The organism is Gemmiger gallinarum, from assembly GCF_014982805.1.
Taxonomy (GTDB): Bacteria; Bacillota; Clostridia; order Oscillospirales; family Ruminococcaceae; genus Gemmiger; species Gemmiger gallinarum.
The window spans coordinates 201,421-219,654 of the sequence record NZ_JADCKC010000001.1 but is presented as its reverse complement, the minus strand read 5'-3'; the positions used below and the strand labels follow the sequence as shown (position 1 = coordinate 219,654).

The window sequence follows — 18,234 nt, the reverse complement described above, 5'->3', positions numbered from 1 at the left end:
TTCCCAATATCAAAAAAGCAGCGCAGACTTCTCCAGTTCGGGAGCGTGTCTGCGCTGTTTTTTGTCAGTTTTTGTCCGGTCCGGGATTTGCCTCTTCCTTTTGACGGGCTTCCCCGGCCATCCGGCATTCCCGTTCCAAAGCGTCGCGGGTGTAAAGAGTGTTCAGCACTTCCAGCAGTTCCTTTTTGCTCAGGCGGGGCGGCAGGCCCAACCTTCGCAGAAACTCCCGCCGGAACTCGGCGCAGTCGGGACGGCCGGAAAGCCCCCAGTCATACAGATCGCTGTAGGAAATGGGATTTGCTTCCTGACTGCTTTGTTCCCCGGGGATATCCCCTGCCGTCGCTGTGCGCAGCGCCTCCAGAATCAGCGGATTGGACACCCCCTCCACTCCCAGCAGTCCTTCCTTGCCGGGTTCCGCTTTACGGCTTTCCTTGCCTGGCAGCGCGGGGATATAGGCCTGCGCCACGTGTTCCGCTCCGGCCAGTTTGGTCACAAAATGCCGGATACGGAATCCTGCCGCGTCGGAGTCCGTCAGCACGATCAACCCCTGCATACGGGCCAGCCGCTTGAACAGCCGCTGCATCTCCTTATCCCGGAAAATGGCAAACCCGTCCGTTGTCAGGATCGTGCCCTCCACAATGCCCGCCAGACGGGCAGCATCGTATTTGCCCTCCACTACAACGGCGCGGTTGGTCACAAATTTCATCGGTTTCCTCCTGCCAGTGCCAGTTCACACAGGGCTTTCTGCAGCAACAGGTCGTTTTCCAGTTTGCTGCGTTTCAGGTCAAGATCCAGCTGCTGCAAGATTTTCAGGCTCCGCTCGATCTGACGGCGGTTAAACCGCCCGGCAGCCTTCTCCGCATTGCCCAGACGATAGTTCCATTTTCCTCCATAGCCGAAATCCTTGGCCAACTCGGCCATCTGCCGGCGGCTTTTCCGGGCAATGAAGGCACGGTAAATGTCCAGATAGTTGCCGATCAGCGCGCCGGTGATCAGGATCGGATCGTTCTGCAATGCCAGCAGGACCTGCAGTTTTTGCAGTGCCTTTGCGGTCTGCCCGGACGTGACGAGCTTGACCATATCAAAAGTGTCTGCATCCAGTGTGACAGTGCCCAGCCTGCGGATCATCTCCGGGGTGATGGTGCCGTAATCCGCCAGCGCCGCCAGCTTCTCTACCTCATTATGCAAAAGGAACTGGTCTTCCCCGCATCGGTCGATGAGCAGGCCTTCCGCCCCGGGAGCAAAGGATGCACCGATCTCCTGGGCCCAGTCCCGCAGCATTCCCTGCAGGGCGGTGCGCCCCGGCTTGGCCACCTGGGCGCAGTACCCCAGCTTCTCACAGGCGGTGATGAGCTTTTGCTCCCGCTTGCCGGGCTTGATCTTGCCGTAGCGTTCCTCCAGCACACTGGTCAGGATAAATACCGCATTCTCGGTATCCGCCAGCGTATCGCAGAACTCCTGCAAGTCTTTATCCGAATAGGCCGACGGCTTGACCAGCGGCATCAGCACCAGGCGCTTTCCGCCAAAAAAAGAAATGGTGCCTGCCGCCAGAACGATCTCCTCCACGCCGGGCGTCGGCCCGGACAGGACCGTCGTCTCGGGGTCGTCCTTGGACAGGGCGTGTTCCACCTTGGCTGCCGCATCACGGACCAGTGCTTCCTCTGCCGCGTAAAAATAATATACGCTGCAGCCCGCCTTGATCCGCTTATTCAGTTCGTTCTCACTGTACAGCATCTTTCGTCACTCCGTCAAAAAATACCGATCTGCCCGGGCGTATGGTCAGCTCCGGGATATCCGGTCCATACAAAAGGGTGGCGTTTTCCGCCTTTTCCAGCCAGGAAGCCGCCCGCGAGGTATAAATCACCGTATCTGCATCCAGATTGTCCGGGTACGATGCCCCGGCGCAATAGACATCCAGACCGACCGTTACCTCCGCGTCGATCTTGCCTGACTGGATACCAACAGTATACCCGCTTATCTCTACAACCGCAAGGTTGCCGTCCCCGGTATGCCACAGCTCCAGGGTCACTTCGTCTGAGAACGGAAGGATTTCCACCCCTTCCTCCATGTCCTCCATGGGCACCACCCGGGCCGCCTCAAACGCCATCTCACGGGCATTCTGCCGCAGGTCCACCAGTACAGTCTGGGGAAGATCTCCGGCCTCCTCCAGGTACTCCTCCACCGCACGGAGGTTGGAATCCCCGCCCCGGAACAATACGGCAGACCGGCCGTTCTGCGTCACCACAAGGCAGCCGTTTCCCGCGGTGCCCACCACACCAATGCGGACGACATCCTTCCCGAATACAACGCCCAATGCCACGGCCGCAGCGCAGCAGATCAGCGCCGCGGGCAGATACCAGACCATCCTGTGCAGCTTCCAGTACAGAACAGCAAGCAGGCCCAGCACAGCGAGGACCAGCAGGGTATATTTTTCCGGCAGTGCCAGATGCGCGGTGGGAAGTGCGGCGCACCACTGCACAATGCTGTACATGACATTCAGCCAGACGGCAAGCAGCAGGCTGAACGCCTTCATACAAGGCGCCAGGAAGGGCAGCACCGACAACGCCACAACTGCAATTCCCAGAATCAGCGCCGGTCGAAGCATCCAGACCACGAGCAAATTGGTGAGAACGCTGACACCGCTGGCCGACATGCCGTGGGCCAGAAGCACCGGCAGTGTGGCAAGGGTTGCCAGAATGGTGCTCTGCAGGGTGCTTAGAATGCCCAGTCCGAGATAGCGGAGTTTTTCTCCCCGTTCTGTTTCCGGCCAGGGGAAAATCGTTTTGCCCTCCCAGCGAGTGATGGCCGATGCCGCCTGTACCCCTAGCACCGCACCGAAAGAAAGCTGAAAGCCCAGATCGCAGGGCGCATAGGCATTCTGTATGCCGAGCACCAGTGCCACCAGCCCCATGGAAGTCAACGTATCCGGAGGTTGCAGCAAAAATCTGCCCAGCAGGGTGATGAGGAATACGCTTCCCGCCCGTACCGCCGATACCGGAAATCCGATGAGAGCCATATAAAATACCAGCAGGGCGGCCTGCATCACAATTCTTGGGCGGGAAAACCGGCGCCGGATATCCCACTCCGACACAAGCAATCCGCACAGCAGGGTCACATGCAGACCGGATACCGCAAGAAGATGGGACACCCCGGCAACTCGAAAAGATTTTTCCACCCCATCTTCCAGGCGTGTCTTGTCACCCAGCAGCATGGCGGCCTCCAGGCCGGCTGCTTCCGACGGCAGGTAGGTGCGCAGGCGGTGGGACAGTTCCATCCGCAGACGGTAAAGCAGAAATTTCAACGTGTTGCTTTCGCCGAGGTACTCATAACCGTCAAGGTATTCTGCATTGAGATACACACCGTCGGCATAACGGTTCATTCTGTAGGCATCCTCTTCCAGCGCCTCCAGGCTCACCCGTGCGGAAAAGATCTCTCCCGCTCTTGCCCCGGGAAATGCCCCGCAGCTGGCATAGAGGTCGGCGGGTTCGCCGTCCATCTCAGTAATGTGCAGCGTTGCGGAAAGCATTTCCTCCTGGTAGGAGGTCTGGGCATCGGTCTGCACCGTGGCCACGATCTCCGCCGTACGCCCCGAGAGTGCCTCCGCAGGCCGAACCACAAACCACCGATACAGTGTACTGCACCCAAGGCCCAGGACCACTGCCGCCATCAGGGGCACAGCAATCACCCGCACACTCTCCCGGCGGATGGACGGCCAAATACCCGCGGCAACGAAAATAGCCGCTGCCAGCCAGAGAGCCGACAGCGGCAGATAAGCCGCGGATAGTTCCGTCAATGCGAAAACCAGACCAAAAACCGCAAGCTTGCGAGCCATATCAATGGATAAACAGGGGCAGCGGCGCCAGGAAGAAGATGTCGGTACGCTTGGCTGCATCGCCTTCCGCCAGAGCGGCACAGCAGCCCACGACCTTGCCGGTGCTGCGGGCAGCCAGCGTCTCCAGCGCGTGCAGAGAGCCGCCCGTGGAAATCACGTCATCCACAATCAGGATGCGCTTGCCGTTCATGTATTCAATGTCCTTGCGGTCAATGACCAGCGTCTGCTTGCCCGCCGTGGTGATGGACTCGTCCTCAATGACGACCGGATCCCGCATGTACAGCTTTGCGCCCTTGCGCGCGGGAATCCACTGTTTGCCGCTCTGACGGGACATCTCATATGCCAGAGGAATGCCCTTGGCCTCCGCCGTCAGGATGACATCAAACTCGGGGCACTTTTTCAAAAGCTCGGTCGCACAGGCCACCGTCAGTTCCACATCACTGAACATGATAAAGGCGGCGATATCCATGTGATCATTGACCTTGCAGATGGGCAGCTCACGCGTCAGGCCTGCCACATGGAGGGTATAAGTATCTTGCATGTTTTTTCCTCTTTCTTTGTGTGGAAAATAAGCAGAATCCGGCCGGAGCCGGGCATCAGCCCGGAGGCCAGGCAAGGCTGCGCTTGGCCAGCACATGGAAATGCAGATGCGGCACACTCTGGCCGCCGTCCACGCCCACATTGGTGACGACGCGATAGCCGCCCTCACAGCCCAGCTTGGCGCACAGCGATGCAATGGTCGCAAACACGTGGCCCAGCAGCTCGGCATCCGCCTCAGTCAGTGCTGCGGCAGAGGCAATATGCTGCTTGGGAATGACCAGGAAATGCACCGGTGCCTGGGGATCAATGTCATAGAAAGCCAGCAGACGGTCATCCTCGTACAGCTTGTTCGAGGGAACCTCTCCCGCCGCAATCTTGCAAAACAGGCAGTCTTCCATACTTTAGCCCTCCTTTGTTTTGAAGTAGAAGAAATCTCGGTTTCTTTTATTGTACCTGAATCAGGCGTTTTTTTCCAGCTCTGCTTTGACGATACCGCAAACGGCAGCCAGAGCTTCGTCGATCTTGGTTGTATCGCGGATGCCAGCCATGGCAAATTCCGGCTTGCCGCCGCCGTTGCCTCCGGCCACAGCAGCAATTTGCTTGACCAGCACACCGGCCTTCAGCCCGCGAGTCTGGGCATTCTTGCTGACGCTGACTGCCAGGGTGGTCTTGCCTGCATCGCTGCCGATGAGCGCAGCCACCACATTGGGAGCTTTGTCACGAATCTTGTCGCACATGCTGCGCAGTGCGTCGGAACCGGTACCGCTGAAGAAAGCGGTGACAATGCGCACGCCGTCCACATTCTCGGCGTTGTCAAACAGGCCGTCGATCTTGGCGGCAGCAATGCTTGCCTTGGCAATATCCAGCTGCTTGTTGGTCTCCTTGAGTTCGGCCACAACAGCCGCCACGCGGGCAGGCAGGTCATGAACATTGCTCACCTTCAGGCAGCGGGCAGCGCAGTCCAGCTCATCGCAGCGCTCGTCCAGAAGGCGCAGAACACCATAGCCGGTGGTTGCCTCAATACGGCGGATACCGGCGGCAACGCTGCTCTCGCTAAGAATGCGGAAGCAGCCGATCTGCGCGGTGTTCTTGACATGGGTGCCGCCGCAGAACTCGGTGCTCCAGCCGCAGACATCCACCACGCGGACAACCTCGCCGTACTTCTCGCCGAACAGAGCCATGGCGCCCAGCTTCTTGGCTTCCTCAATGGGCATGCTGCGGACTTCCACCGGCAGAGAGGCAAAAATCTTATCGTTGACGCGGCGCTCCACCTCGCGCAGTTCCTCGGGGGTGACTGCGCTGAAATGGGTGAAGTCAAAATGAGTGATCTTGTCATCCTGATAGCTGCCGGCCTGGTGGACATGATCGCCCAGAACCTCACGCAGGGCAGCCTGCAGCAGATGGGTGGCGGTGTGGTTGCGGCAGATGGCCATGCGGCGTGCCTCATCCACAGAAGCGGTCACTTCGTCGCCCACCTTAATGGTGCCTTCCAGCAGGGTGCAGGTGTGCACAAAGTAGCCCTTGGGCGTCTTCTTGACCTGATTGACCCGCAGCTTGGCGTCGCCGGCCACCAGATAGCCGTGGTCGGCCACCTGGCCGCCCATCTCTGCATAGAACGGGGTGCGGTCCAGAACGACCAGAACGCCGTCCTTCTCCTCAATGTCGGTGGCAACGGCGTCGGCCAGCTCCTCCCCCTCGGACAGAGCGAGGACCTTTGCACGTTCGCTGGTGGTCTCATAGCCGTCAAAGACGGTGGGCTCGGCAGTCAGTTCAGCGAACAGGTCGGCAGCCCAGCCGGAGATATCCTTGGCCAGACGCTCGGCGCGGGCGCGCTCCCGCTGCTTGGTCATTTCCTTGTGGAAGGCCTCTTCATCCACCGTCATGCCCTGCTCGGCCACGATCTCACGGGTCAGATCGAGGGGGAAGCCGAAGGTATCGTTGAGCTTGAAGGCCTCCTCGCCGGTGAGGACGGTGCTGTTTTCAGCCTTCAGCTCCTCGATCATGCCGGTGAGGATGTTCAGGCCGGCATCGATGGTTCTAGAGAAACGCTCCTCCTCGGTGCCGACAACCTTCTTGATATAGTCCTCATGCTCCCGCAGCTCGGGATAGCCCTGCTCGCTGGAGGTGATGACGGTGTCTACCAGTTCGGTCAGGAAGGGACGGTCGATGCCCAGCATACGGCCATGACGGGCCGCACGGCGCAGCAGGCGACGCAGCACGTAGCCGCGGCCTTCATTGGAAGGCAGAATGCCGTCCGAAACCATGAACACAGTGGAGCGGATATGGTCGGTGATGACACGGATGGAGATGTCGTCCTTTTCGTTGGCGCCGTAGGTCTTGCCAGAGATGCGCTCCACATGATGCAGGACCGATGCGACGGTGTCCACCTCGAACAGGTTGCCCACGTTCTGCATGACGCAGGCCAGACGCTCCAGGCCCATGCCGGTATCGATGTTGGGCTTGGCCAGGCGGGTATAGGTGCCCTTGCCGTCGGAGTCAAACTGGCTGAATACCAGGTTCCAGATCTCCATATAGCGGTCACAGTCGCAGCCTACGCCGCAGGTGGGCTTGCCGCAGCCGTACTCAGGGCCACGGTCATAGTAGATCTCGGAGCAGGGGCCGCAGGGACCGGAACCATGCTCCCAGAAGTTATCCTCCTTGCCGAAGCGGACCATGTGGTCCTCCGGGATGCCCACTTCCTTGGTCCAGATGTCGTAGGCCTCATCGTCGTCCAGGTACACCGAGATATACAGCTTTTCGGCGGGGATCTCCAGCGTCTGGGTCAAAAACTCCCAGGCCCAGGGAATGACCTCTTTCTTGAAGTAATCCTGGAAGCTGAAGTTGCCCAGCATCTCGAAGAAGGTGCCGTGGCGGGCAGTGATGCCCACGCGCTCAATATCGGGAGTACGGATGCACTTCTGGCAGGTGGTGACCCGGTGACGGGGCGGTTCCTCCTGGCCCAGGAACCACTTTTTCATGGGCGCCATGCCGCTGTTGATGAGCAGTAGGCTGGGGTCGTCCTTCGGGACCAGCGGGAAGCTGCCCAGACGAAGATGGCCCTTGCCCTCAAAGAAGTGCAGGTATTTTTCGCGCAGATCGTTAAGTCCTGTCCATTGCATACTGTTTCTGAATCTCCATTCCTTGTTAGTGGTCAAAGCGCAGGCCACAAAAAAGATAGCCTCCGCCCCTGTTACAGGGACGAAGGCTAGTTGCTTCCGTGGTACCACCCGGTTTGCAGGCCTGCAAGAGACCTGCCGCTTTCCCCGCATTAACGCTGCGGACACGCCCGTTTCTGCCGGGGGCTCAGGGGCGGCGATTGTCCCGGTTCCGTGAGACGCCTTGCAGCTTTCCAGCGTCCTCTCTGTACACGAAAGATCCGGGAGATTGACCCCGTCTTTGCCTGTTTCCATTTATAGTGCTATTATATGCCGTCCCGCAGTCAATGTCAACTGTTTTCCAACGCACAGATGGCATCCGCCACCCGGGCAAAAATGGCTGCGCTGGACACCTCCGGTTCCAGCACCGCATCCTGCAGCACGGTGATGACATACCGGGGATTGTCGGCAGGATAAAAACCGGAAAACCAGTAGTTGAGCAGCTCCTTCCCTGCCTCATCATACTGACCCGTCTGGGCAGTGCCCGTCTTTCCCCCTGCGGTCCCGGTTTTGGGAGCAGCGTCCCCGCCGATGCCTTCCTCCACCACGCTCTGCAGCATACTGCGCAGAATCCTTGCCGTATCCTCACTGCAGACCGGCCGGGAGTCCGCCTGCTGCCGGTCCCCGGCTGTGCTCAGTGGTTCCATTGTCTCACTGTCCACAACACTCCGGACAAATTCCGGCTGCCGGTAACTGCCGTCCCCCGCCACAGTCAGCATCATGGCGGTCACCTGAAGAGGCGTCACCGTCAGTTCTCCCTGACCAAAGGAGAACATGGCCAGCTGTCCGGCACTTTGCAGGGCGTCGGCATCGGGCAGTGTACCTGCACTGGTCTTGAGGCCTCCCGCAACGGCGGTGGCTTTGCCGAAGCCGAACTCCTCCGCCATCTCCAGCACCCGATCTGCGCCCAGGGCCTGTCCCAGAGCCACAAAATAACAGTTGCAGCTTTGTTCCAGGGCACCACGCAGGTTCACCGTTCCATGTGCTCTGCCCAGCGCACAGCGATAGGTCTGATCTCCCACCTCGATGGAGCCCTCGCAGGTGTGAGTGAACCAGTCCAGCCCTGCCTCATATGCCGCAGCAGCCAGCACCACCTTGAAGACGGAACCTGCGTTAAAGGCAGAAAAGGCCCGGTTGATCAATGAGGTGTCGTCCGCATCAATGCTTTTCTGGATGTCATCCGGATCAAATTCCGGCACGCTGACACTGGCAAGGACACTGGCATCTTCCGTATCGGCCACCAGAATGCATCCCTGCTTCATGGTTTCCTGGGCAATGCCCTCACAGGCCCGCTGAATGCCCGCATCCAGGGTCAGCTGCACCCCGGCGCCGCTGCCCTGCGTTTCCACCGTGAGATCGGGAGTGCTGCCGTCCAGGAGGCTGCCCTGTGCCGTAGTGGAGCATTCCACTACCTGCGCGTCTGCGGAAGCGCTCAGGACATCATCATAGGCCAGTTCCAGCCCCGACACACCATGTCCATCGCCGTCCAGATAGCCGATCAGATGGACGGCGATGGGCAAATCCAGATATCGCTGCCGGATGGGATAGGTATATACGCCGCTGCCGCTCAGATCCTCCGACACCTCGATCAGAAAAGGCAGTGCACTGTTGCGGTTATCGTACAGAAAATTCTGCTGGGCATAGGGTACATAGGGAAACAGCTGGGAATAGCTGGAATCTCCCGGAATGCACAGGGCATACCAGCTGGTTTTCAGACCGGTCAGGCGGCTGCCGCTGCGGTCAAAGAAGTCGCCCCGCTCCCTGGGCAGTTCGGTCTCGGAAACCGACTGTGCTCCCGCCCGCACGGCATAATCGGCATCGGTGGCGATCCACAGCACCCGGCAGACAATGACGGCAAACAGGCAGACAAAAGCCGCGTACAGAGCAAACAGTCGTCGGCGTGTCATGCAGAGCATCCCTCCTGTTTTTCCGGTGGTTTGCACAAGCCGCCGTTTGTTAGAGAGGATGCCCGGAATTGGCAAAAGCCATACACGGCCCCGGGATGTACCCAGTCCATATATGGCTTTTGAAATCAGGATTTATTTTGTCTGTCCGCCTTTTTGCAGTGCCGGTACCACAGCCAGCAGACCAGTGCGATGCCCGGCAGAAAGCCTATTGCATCTACAAACACATCGGTGGCCAGGCAGGCACGCCCCGGCACAAAGTACTGATGAAGCTCGTCACCGGCGGCATAGGCAAAGCAGATCACTGCCGCAGTGACTCCGCAGAAGAAGGCTCCGCGGCCTGCTCCTTTTCGCCGCCATCCGTCGGCAAAGGATGCCACCGTGAGCGCTGTGCTGGCCCCCAGCAGGGCGTACAGATAGACATGGGCCCACTTGCGCACGTTGGCGTGAAAGTTTTCGCTGAACCAGGCCGGGACCACCGACTGCGTGGCGGAGTTTTCCTGAATCTGATGGGCCACGCTCTGGCTGAGGGCGTAGGAGCGCTCCCCTTCCTGAGCGGACAGGGCAAAAATCAGAGCCATCAGCAGCAGCGTAACGGCCAGAAAGATCCACTTTTTCACACTGCCGCCTCCCTGTTTTGTGGTCAAAGGATGTGATTGTCCTTCAAGAATGCCTCAACCTCATTGCGGTAGCGTTCCGGGTCGGAGAGCAGGCTCATGGCATGGGCCGCCCCCGGGAACACCACCTTGCGCCGGGCACCAGTCCGCTTGGCGTTGTAGTTTTCATCCAGCATGAAGAACGGCACATAGGTATCCGCATCCCCGTGGATGAAGAGCATGGGGGTATCACCGCTGCGGGCCACCGCCTCCGCCGGTTCCACCTGGGAAAAACGCACACCGGTGCGCAGCCAGGCCACTCCCATACAAGGGTACAGCAGCAGGGCCGGCGGCAGATGGTAGCGGGTCTTCATCACATAAGCCAGCTGACGTTTGAGGCTGGAATACCCGCAGTCCTCCACCACAAAGGCCAGATTGCGGTCCATGGCGCTGTGCAGCATGACAGTAGCCGCGCCCATGGATTCCCCGTGGGTGCCCAGCAGGCAGCTCTTGCCAAAGCGGCGGCGTACCCAGGCACAGACCGTTGCCAGATCATCCGCTTCCCGGCGGCCCATGGTGGTCAGGGCTTTGTCGGATGCCCCGTGATTGCGCTGATCGTAGACAATGGTCTCAAAGCCCAGATCGCGGAACACTTTTGCATATTTCATGCTGGAGCAGCAATTTTCGCCGTGCCCATGGACAACGACCGCCACCCTGGTCCGGCCGTCCGTATGTTTCACCTGGGGGTCTTTGGGGATCAGCGTGCAGCGCAGCCGGTAACCATAGCGGCTTTTGAGGGTAAAATCCTCCCGGTTCCAGTTTTTCTCCACCTCTTCCGGGTCGATGCCGGAGAGTCTGAGCTCTTCCTCACACTTTTCTTTGGTATCCAGCTGCTGGCGGGGCTTGATCGCAATGTCAGACAGCTTCCATTCCGCCACAAACAGTGCAGCCGCGCCTGCCGCCAGGTATTTCCAGGCCTTTGCCAAGGTCGTCACCTCCGATGATTGCCTTCCCGCCCGCTGGCTGTCGTCTTGGGGCGGGAATTCTTTGACACTGTGTACTGAAATAAGCATAACAACTTCCCCGCTGTTTTGCAAGCAGCAAAGTCGTGCCGTCTCATGCTATGCCGGGATCGTTCCGGGTGACAGCAACCCCGGCTGATGGACTCTCTACCAGTATGGCCGTTTTGGGCATACGCCAGCAAGGCAGCAAAAAAGCGGCGGGCATTCTCCAATGGGAATGCCCGCCGCTGTTGCGGTTCGGTTATGCGGTTTTACCGATTAGTACATGCCGCCCATGTCGCCGCCTGCGGGAGCAGCCGGAGCCGGAGGCTCGGGCAGATCAGCCACCAGGCTCTCGGTGGTCAGGACCATAGCTGCAACGCTGGCAGCATTCTCCAGAGCAGAACGGGTAACCTTGGTCGGGTCGACAATGCCGGCCTCGATCATGTCATCCACATAGACTTCGCTCTGAGCATCGAAGCCGTAGTTGGGCTTGCCTGCCTCGAGGATCTTGTTGATGATGACGCTGCCTTCCAGACCAGCGTTGGCCGCGATCTGACGCAGAGGAGCTTCCAGAGCCTGACGAACGATCTTGGCGCCGGTGCGCTGGTCACCCTCCAGCTCGTCGATGAGCTTCTCAACAGCGGGGATGGCGTTGATGGTGGCAGTGCCGCCGCCGGCGACGATGCCTTCCTCAACAGCAGCCTTGGTGGCGTTGAGAGCATCCTCAATGCGGAGCTTCTTGTCCTTCATCTCGACCTCGGTAGCAGCACCGACCTTGATGACGGCAACGCCGCCGGCCAGCTTGGCCAGGCGCTCCTGCAGCTTCTCCTTGTCGAACTCGGAGGTAACGGTAGAGATCTGGCTGCGGATCTGAGCAATACGATCGCTGATGGCCTGCTTGTCGCCGTTGCCGCCAACGATGGTGGTGGTCTCCTTGGTGACCTTGACCTGACGGGCGTTGCCCAGCAGATTCATGGTAGCGTCCTTCAGCTCATAGCCCAGATCGCTGCTGATGACGGTGCCGCCGGTCAGGATGGCGATATCCTGCAGCATCTCCTTGCGGCGATCGCCGAAGCCGGGAGCCTTGACGGCAACCACATTCAAGCCGCCGCGCAGACGGTTGATGATCAGGTTGGACAGAGCGTCGCCTTCCACATCCTCCGCGATGATGAGCAGCTTGCGGCCGGACTGGACGATCTGCTCCAGCAGAGGAACCATATCCTGGAATGCGCTGATCTTCTTGTCGGTGATCAGGATGCTGGCGTCATCGAAGACGGCTTCCATCTTCTCGGTATCGGTGACCATATAGGGAGTGACATAGCCGCGGTCGAACTGCATGCCTTCCACAACCTCGGTGTAGGTCTCGGCAGTGGTCTTGTTCTCCTCGATGGTGATGACGCCGTCGGCAGTGACCTTCTCCATGGCGTCCGCGATCAGCTGACCGATCTCAGCGTCACCGGCAGAGACAGTGCCGACACGGGCAATATCCTTGCTGCCCTTGACCTTCTGGCTGTGAGCCTTGACGGCATCCACAGCAGTGGTGACAGCCTTCTGCATGCCGCGCTTGATATCCATGGGATTGGCACCGGCGGCAACGTTCTTCATGCCCTCGTTGACAAGAGCCTGTGCCAGAACGGTAGCGGTAGTGGTGCCGTCGCCGGCAGCGTCGTTGGTCTTGGTGGCAACTTCGCGGACCAGCTGAGCGCCCATATTCTCAAAGGCATCCTTCAGCTCGATTTCCTTGGCGATGGTCACGCCGTCGTTGGTGATGACCGGGCTGCCGAACTTCTTGCCCAGAACCACGTTGCGGCCCTTGGGGCCCAGAGTGATCTTGACGGTGTTTGCCAGCTGATCAATGCCGGCGCACAGTGCTTTACGGGCGTCCTCGCCCTGTTTAATCTGCTTAGCCATAATTCTACGCTCTCCTTAAAAATGCTGTGAATCTCAATTACTCAACGATGGCCAGAATGTCACTCTGACGGACGATGGTGCATTCCTCACCGTCAACCTTGACCTCAGTGCCGGCGTACTTGCTGGTCAGAACCTTGTCGCCGACCTTGACGATCATCTCGACTTCCTTGCCGTCCACGTTGCCGCCCGGGCCAACAGCCAGAACTTCCGCAACCTGGGGCTTTTCCTTCGCGGTTCCGGTCAGGATCAGGCCGCCCTTGGTGGTCTCTTCTTCCTCGACCAGTTTGATCACAACACGATCTGCAAGAGGTTTGATTTTCATAGAGAAACATCCTCCTATAAATAAAATTCAATGTGAACCATTTGTTTTAGCACTCCATCTTCCTGAGTGCTAAACATATTGTAGTCACTTGCCGGCAAAAAATCAAGCCCTCCCACCAGATTTTTTTTGAATTCACAAAAAGTTTATACTTTTCCTGTCGTGCTTTCTCTGCAAAAAGGCCGCTTTTCGCCTGAAATGCGGGATTTTCTCCTGTTTGAAGGGGATGTGCCATTTCTCAATTTTCCGAAAAAGACTTCCCGACATTTTGCCCTTGCTCTTTCTTCTGCTGCTGCAAAATTGTGGCAGACGCTCCTTCACAGCGCCAGTTTTCCATCCGGTTTCCCATAATTCGTTTGAAGCCCCCATTCTCGGACAGGCCCCTTTTCCCTGCCGCCTCGATACAAAAAAACAGCTGCGGAGCCAGAAAGCTTCACAGCTGTTTTTTGTACTCAACGCGGAATCTCAGTAAGAAGAAATCTGCGCCTGATTTTTATACCGCTTGCGGACAGCACCATATTCCAGATGGGGCTTGCCGCCTTCCACGGTATCCTCGTCGATGACGACCCGGATGATGGTGGGATCGGACGGGATCTCATACATGATGGGAATCAGCAGTTCCTCCACCACGCTGCGCAGACCACGGGCGCCGCTCTTGCGCTCGATGGTCTTTTTGGCAATGGCATGGAGGGCTGCGTCGGTGAACTGCAGTTCAGCATTATCCAGGCCGAACAGCTCCTTGTACTGGCGCACAATGCTGTTTTTGGGCTCGGTCAGCACGCGGATCAGCGCCTGCTCATCCAGAGGATCCAGCACCGTCACCACGGGCAGACGGCCGATGAGCTCGGGGATCAGACCGAACTTGACCAGATCATCCGGCTCCACCCGGCGCAGCAGCTTCTGGCGGGTCTCATCCTTATCCAGGCTGGTGCGCAACTGACTGCCGAAGCCCAGCGACGCATTGTCGGTGCGCTTCTGGATCAGCTTTTCCAGGCCGTCAAAGGCACCGCCGCAGATGAACAGAATGTTCTTGGTGTTGATCTGGATGAATTCCTGCTGGGGATGCTTGCGGCCGCCCTGGGGCGGGACATTGCTGACAGTCCCCTCCAGGATTTTCAGCAGTGCCTGCTGCACACCCTCGCCGCCGACATCGCGGGTGATGGAGGGGTTCTCACTCTTGCGGGTGATCTTGTCGATCTCATCAATGTAGATGATGCCGACCTCCGCCTTGGGGATATCGTAGTCTGCGGCCTGGATCAGCTTGAGCAGAATGTTTTCTACATCCTCACCCACGTAACCGGCTTCGGTCAGAGTAGTTGCATCGGCGATGGCAAAGGGAACGCCCAGCATTTTCGCCAGCGTCTGTGCCAGCAGCGTCTTGCCGGTGCCGGAAGGGCCGAGCATGAGAACATTGGATTTCTGCAGCTCAACACTGCTCTCCTGCCCCGAAAGGATGCGCTTGTAATGGTTGTAGACAGACACCGCCAGAACCTTTTTGGCCTCATCCTGACCAATGACATACTGGTCGAGGCCTTCTTTGATTTCGGCAGGCGTCAGGATGTTGATGTCGGCAAGGGGATTGTTGCCGCGGCGCTGTGCCGCCGCGCGGCGTGCCTGAGCCCTGGGCGGTGCGGGACGGTCCCCGTCCTTGTACAGGGCATTATAGCACATGTCGATGCAGTCCTTGCAGATGTTCACACCCGGGCCGATAATCAGCTGTTCGACCTGGTTCTGCGAACGTCCGCAAAAATTGCAAATCAGTTCCCGTTCTTTTCCGTCCTTGCCGGAATTTTGATTTGCCATGGAAAGCCCCCGTGCTCTCAGTGTTTCGAGATGATCGCATCCACCAGGCCGTAATCCACAGCCTGCTGTGCGGTCATATAATTATCGCGCTCGGTGTCGTGCTGGATCACTTCCAGCGGCTGACCGGTGTACTCACTCAGAAGCGTGTTCATGCGATTTTTGATGTGGACAATATGATCCGCGTGGATCTTGATATCCGTCGCCTGGCCGGAGATTCCGCCGCCGGAGATCAGCGGCTGATGGATCAGGATCTCGGAGTTGGGCAGAGCAAAACGCTTGCCTTTGGTGCCGCTGGCCAGCAGGAATGCACCCATGGAAGCCGCCATGCCCACACAGATGGTGGACACATCGCATTTGATGTACTTCATGGTGTCATGAATGGCCATGCCGTCCGAGATGGAACCGCCCGGGCTGTTGATATAGAAGCTGATGTCCTTTTCGGGGTCCTGGCCCTCCAGGTACAAAAGCTGTGCTACGACCACGCTTGCCGAACTGGGATTGACATCCTCGCTCAGCACAATGATGCGGTCATTCAGCAACCGGGAAAAGATATCGTAGCTGCGCTCGCCGCGCGCGGTCTGCTCAACAACATACGGTACAAGGCTCATAATAGGTCCCCTCCTGTACAAATAGAGTTGTCTGCATTTTTTCGTGGATAAACGAACCGATACGGCAACAGACGTACCGTATCGGTCCCGTGGTCGCCGGAGTCAGACTCAGGCGTTTTCTTCTTCCTTCACCTGTTCAGTGGTGATGTTGGCTTTTTCCTTGACCAAGTCGATGGCCTTGTTGACTGCCAGATCCTTCTTGACAGCGTCGGCATCGACGATGGACTTGACCTTCTCAGGCTCCATCTTGTAGGCATCGGCAATGCGCTTGACCTCGGCCTCGAACTCCTCGTCGCTGGTGACGATGTTCTCCTTGTCAACGATGGCTTCCATGGCCAGACGCATCTTGACCTGCTTCTCAGCCTGGTCTGCGAACTGGGCACGCAGCTGATCCATGGTCATGCCCATGTACTGCAGGTACATGTCCATCTTCAGGCCCTGCTGGGAGAGACGGTACTCGAAGTCACGGACCAGCTCGTCCACGCGGCTGTCGTACATGGCCTGCGGGATCTCGGCCTGCATGCCGTTGACAACCTGCTCGATCAGGTCGTTCTCGACCTGCTGGTCAGCCTGACGGTCGTTGTTCTCCTCCATGCCCTTGCGGATGGAAGCCTTCAGCTCGTCGAGAGTGTCGTACTCGCTGACATCCTTGGCAAAGTCGTCGTCCAGAGCGGGCAGCTCCTTGTACTTGACTTCATGCAGCTTGATCTTGAAGGTGGCATCCTTGCCGGCCAGCTCGGAAGCCTGGTACTCCTCGGGGAACTTGACGTTGATGTCAAACTCCTCGCCGGCGGCATGGCCGACCAGCTGATCCTCGAAGCCGGGGATGAAGGAGTTGCTGCCCAGCACCAGAGAGTAGTGCTCAGCCTTGCCGCCCTCAAAAGCGGTATCGCCCACAAAGCCCTCGAAGTCGATATCGACGGTGTCGCCGTTCTCAGCCTTGCCCTCACGGGTCAGCAGACGGCCGTTGCGGTCCTGCATACGGGCCAGCTCTGCATCCACAGCGCTGTCCTCCACAGTCTTGACCTTTTTGGTGACGTTTAAACCGGCGTACTCGCCCAGGGTGACCTCGGGCTTGACGGCGACCTTGACCTTCAGGGTGACACCCTCAGCTTCGGACATGGAGACGACCTCGGGCTCGGGAGCGCCGACGACCTCGATGCCGGCAGCCTTGACGGCTTCCTCGTACTGAGCGGGGAACAGATCATTGACAGCGTCGTAATGGAAAATGTCGGCGCCGTACATCTTCTCGATCATCGCGCGAGGAGCCTTGCCCTTGCGGAAGCCGGGGACATTATATTTTTTGCTTTCACGCTTGAACGCCGCGCTCACGGCATTTTTGAAAGTGTCGGCGTCAATGGAAAACTGCAGCTCGACCATGCTTTTTTCGAGCTTTTCACAAGAAATCAGATTCATTAGAATACTCCTCCAAACATAGCGGTACAAGGTATTATAGCACACGTCTTTGCAGAATGCCATAGTAAATTGGAATTTTTTCGTGCAATTTTGCGTTCAGGCGCGTATCTTAAGGGGGCAGAAGGCAATGCCGTCGGCGGAAAGCAGCCGGTATTCGATGCCGTCATAGGTTCCCTGCAAGGCAAAGCGCAGGGCTTTGCCATGCAGATGGCCGTACCAGCACCGGGTCACACCGTAGGCGTGCAGCACATCCACGATCTCCTGAGCACATGCTCCGGGATACACCGGCGGATAGTGCAGGAAAGCCAGCTTGGGCAGCTCCCCCGCCGCTTCCAGAGACATTTTCAGGCGCCCGGCTTCCCGGGCCATGACCTTGGCATCCTGGGCGGCGGTGTCATCAAAGGGCCAGCCCCGGGTGCCGCACAATGCCACTCCATCCACGATGCAGGCGTTATTGTGCAGGATGTGCAGGGAGTCAAAGCCGTTTGCCTGCAAAAAGGTTTCCATCTTTTTGCGGGTGGTCCACCAGTAATCGTGATTGCCCTTCAAAAGCCACTTCTGCCCCGGAAGGTTTTCCAGGAAGGCGAAATCCTCTTTTGTATCCTTCAGGTGCATTGCCCAGCTGGTGTCCCCCACCAGGACGACGGTGTCCTCCGGGGCTATGAGCTTGCGCCAGTTGGCCTCCAGTTTGGGCAGATAGCCCTGCCACCCCGGAAACACATCCATGGGCTTGTCGGCGCCCAGAGAAAGGTGCAGGTCGCCGATTGCAAAAATTGCCATGTATCCCTCCGTATAGCCTGCCGTGTCCCGTGCCATACTAAGGGGCGAAAGGAGGTCGACAGACCATGAATCACGATAACAATGTCATCAACGGCATCTGCTGCGACGTTGAGAACTGCGTCTACAACAACGGTTCCTGCTGCTGCACTGCCAAGGAAATCCATGTCAAGAACCGCAGCGCCGAGTCCGGCGAGACCATGTGTGAGACGTTCTCCGAAGTCTGACGTGCATGATCCCGCCAGAAAGTTCTGAGAGGCAAACCGCCTTTGGAACCTGAGCGAAAACGGCGGACCACCTGGTGTGCCTTACAAGAAAACACAGCCGCGGGCTTTTTCCCGAAAAACAGTCCCGCAAGGCTCTGTCTAC

At 58.3% G+C, this 18,234-nt stretch carries 16 protein-coding genes; 1 reads left to right on the top strand and 15 read right to left on the bottom strand.

Annotation, left to right across the window (positions count from 1 at the left end):
• Nucleotides 1-64 precede the first annotated feature (64 nt).
• The 15 genes from INF35_RS01035 to INF35_RS00965 all read right to left on the bottom strand — a co-directional run bounded on the left by INF35_RS01035 (nucleotide 65) and on the right by INF35_RS00965 (nucleotide 17,868).
• A complete protein-coding gene (locus INF35_RS01035; protein WP_193499733.1) occupies nucleotides 65-706 on the bottom strand; it encodes a toprim domain-containing protein in 642 nt (213 codons plus the stop codon).
• The gene (holA, locus tag INF35_RS01030; protein ID WP_193499732.1) at nucleotides 703-1,734 is read right to left on the bottom strand and encodes a DNA polymerase III subunit delta; all 1,032 of its coding nucleotides are present in this window, start codon (nucleotides 1,732-1,734) and stop codon (nucleotides 703-705) included. The genes INF35_RS01035 and holA overlap by 4 nt, the downstream gene beginning before the upstream one ends.
• On the bottom strand, nucleotides 1,721-3,685 hold the full coding sequence (locus tag INF35_RS01025) for a ComEC/Rec2 family competence protein (protein ID WP_193499731.1): 1,965 nt from the start codon (nucleotides 3,683-3,685) through the stop codon (nucleotides 1,721-1,723). Before INF35_RS01025 ends, holA begins: the two co-directional genes overlap by 14 nt.
• Before the next feature lie 148 nt (nucleotides 3,686-3,833).
• Nucleotides 3,834-4,373, bottom strand: coding sequence for a phosphoribosyltransferase family protein (locus tag INF35_RS01020; RefSeq protein ID WP_193499730.1), 540 nt, complete (start codon nucleotides 4,371-4,373; stop codon nucleotides 3,834-3,836).
• Nucleotides 4,374-4,428: 55 nt separating this feature from the next.
• Nucleotides 4,429-4,770 carry a histidine triad nucleotide-binding protein gene (locus INF35_RS01015; protein WP_193499729.1) on the bottom strand — a complete coding sequence of 114 codons (342 nt, stop codon included), beginning with the start codon at nucleotides 4,768-4,770 and terminating at the stop codon, nucleotides 4,429-4,431.
• A 60-nt stretch (nucleotides 4,771-4,830) separates the two neighbouring features.
• Nucleotides 4,831-7,491, bottom strand: a complete 2,661-nt coding sequence (gene alaS / locus INF35_RS01010) for an alanine--tRNA ligase (protein WP_193499728.1) — start codon at nucleotides 7,489-7,491, stop codon at nucleotides 4,831-4,833.
• Nucleotides 7,492-7,817: 326 nt separating this feature from the next.
• Complete coding sequence (locus tag INF35_RS01005) at nucleotides 7,818-9,434, bottom strand: peptidoglycan D,D-transpeptidase FtsI family protein (protein WP_193499727.1); 1,617 nt, start codon at nucleotides 9,432-9,434, stop codon at nucleotides 7,818-7,820.
• Nucleotides 9,435-9,559: 125 nt separating this feature from the next.
• Nucleotides 9,560-10,051, bottom strand: coding sequence for a VanZ family protein (locus INF35_RS01000; RefSeq protein WP_193499726.1), 492 nt, complete (start codon nucleotides 10,049-10,051; stop codon nucleotides 9,560-9,562).
• Between the two features lie 23 nt (nucleotides 10,052-10,074).
• Nucleotides 10,075-11,013, bottom strand: coding sequence for an alpha/beta hydrolase (locus INF35_RS00995; protein ID WP_193499725.1), 939 nt, complete (start codon nucleotides 11,011-11,013; stop codon nucleotides 10,075-10,077).
• A gap of 294 nt (nucleotides 11,014-11,307) precedes the next feature.
• On the bottom strand, nucleotides 11,308-12,942 hold the full coding sequence (groL, locus tag INF35_RS00990) for a chaperonin GroEL (RefSeq protein WP_193499724.1): 1,635 nt from the start codon (nucleotides 12,940-12,942) through the stop codon (nucleotides 11,308-11,310).
• A 37-nt stretch (nucleotides 12,943-12,979) separates the two neighbouring features.
• A complete protein-coding gene (locus tag INF35_RS00985; protein ID WP_193499723.1) occupies nucleotides 12,980-13,264 on the bottom strand; it encodes a co-chaperone GroES in 285 nt (94 codons plus the stop codon).
• Between the two features lie 462 nt (nucleotides 13,265-13,726).
• Nucleotides 13,727-15,064 (bottom strand): ATP-dependent Clp protease ATP-binding subunit ClpX, encoded by a 1,338-nt coding sequence (gene clpX, locus INF35_RS00980; protein ID WP_193499722.1) that lies wholly within the window; start codon nucleotides 15,062-15,064, stop codon nucleotides 13,727-13,729.
• A gap of 17 nt (nucleotides 15,065-15,081) precedes the next feature.
• Complete coding sequence (locus tag INF35_RS00975; protein WP_193499721.1) at nucleotides 15,082-15,672, bottom strand: ATP-dependent Clp protease proteolytic subunit; 591 nt, start codon at nucleotides 15,670-15,672, stop codon at nucleotides 15,082-15,084.
• 108 nt (nucleotides 15,673-15,780) lie between these two features.
• Nucleotides 15,781-17,088, bottom strand: a complete 1,308-nt coding sequence (gene tig, locus INF35_RS00970) for a trigger factor (RefSeq protein WP_193499720.1) — start codon at nucleotides 17,086-17,088, stop codon at nucleotides 15,781-15,783.
• 96 nt (nucleotides 17,089-17,184) lie between these two features.
• Complete coding sequence (locus tag INF35_RS00965) at nucleotides 17,185-17,868, bottom strand: metallophosphoesterase (protein WP_193499719.1); 684 nt, start codon at nucleotides 17,866-17,868, stop codon at nucleotides 17,185-17,187.
• Nucleotides 17,869-17,933: 65 nt separating this feature from the next.
• On the opposite strand from INF35_RS00965, the gene INF35_RS00960 reads away from it, so the two are divergent.
• Nucleotides 17,934-18,092, top strand: a complete 159-nt coding sequence (locus INF35_RS00960) for a DUF1540 domain-containing protein (protein ID WP_193499718.1) — start codon at nucleotides 17,934-17,936, stop codon at nucleotides 18,090-18,092.
• Nucleotides 18,093-18,234: the final 142 nt, after the last annotated feature.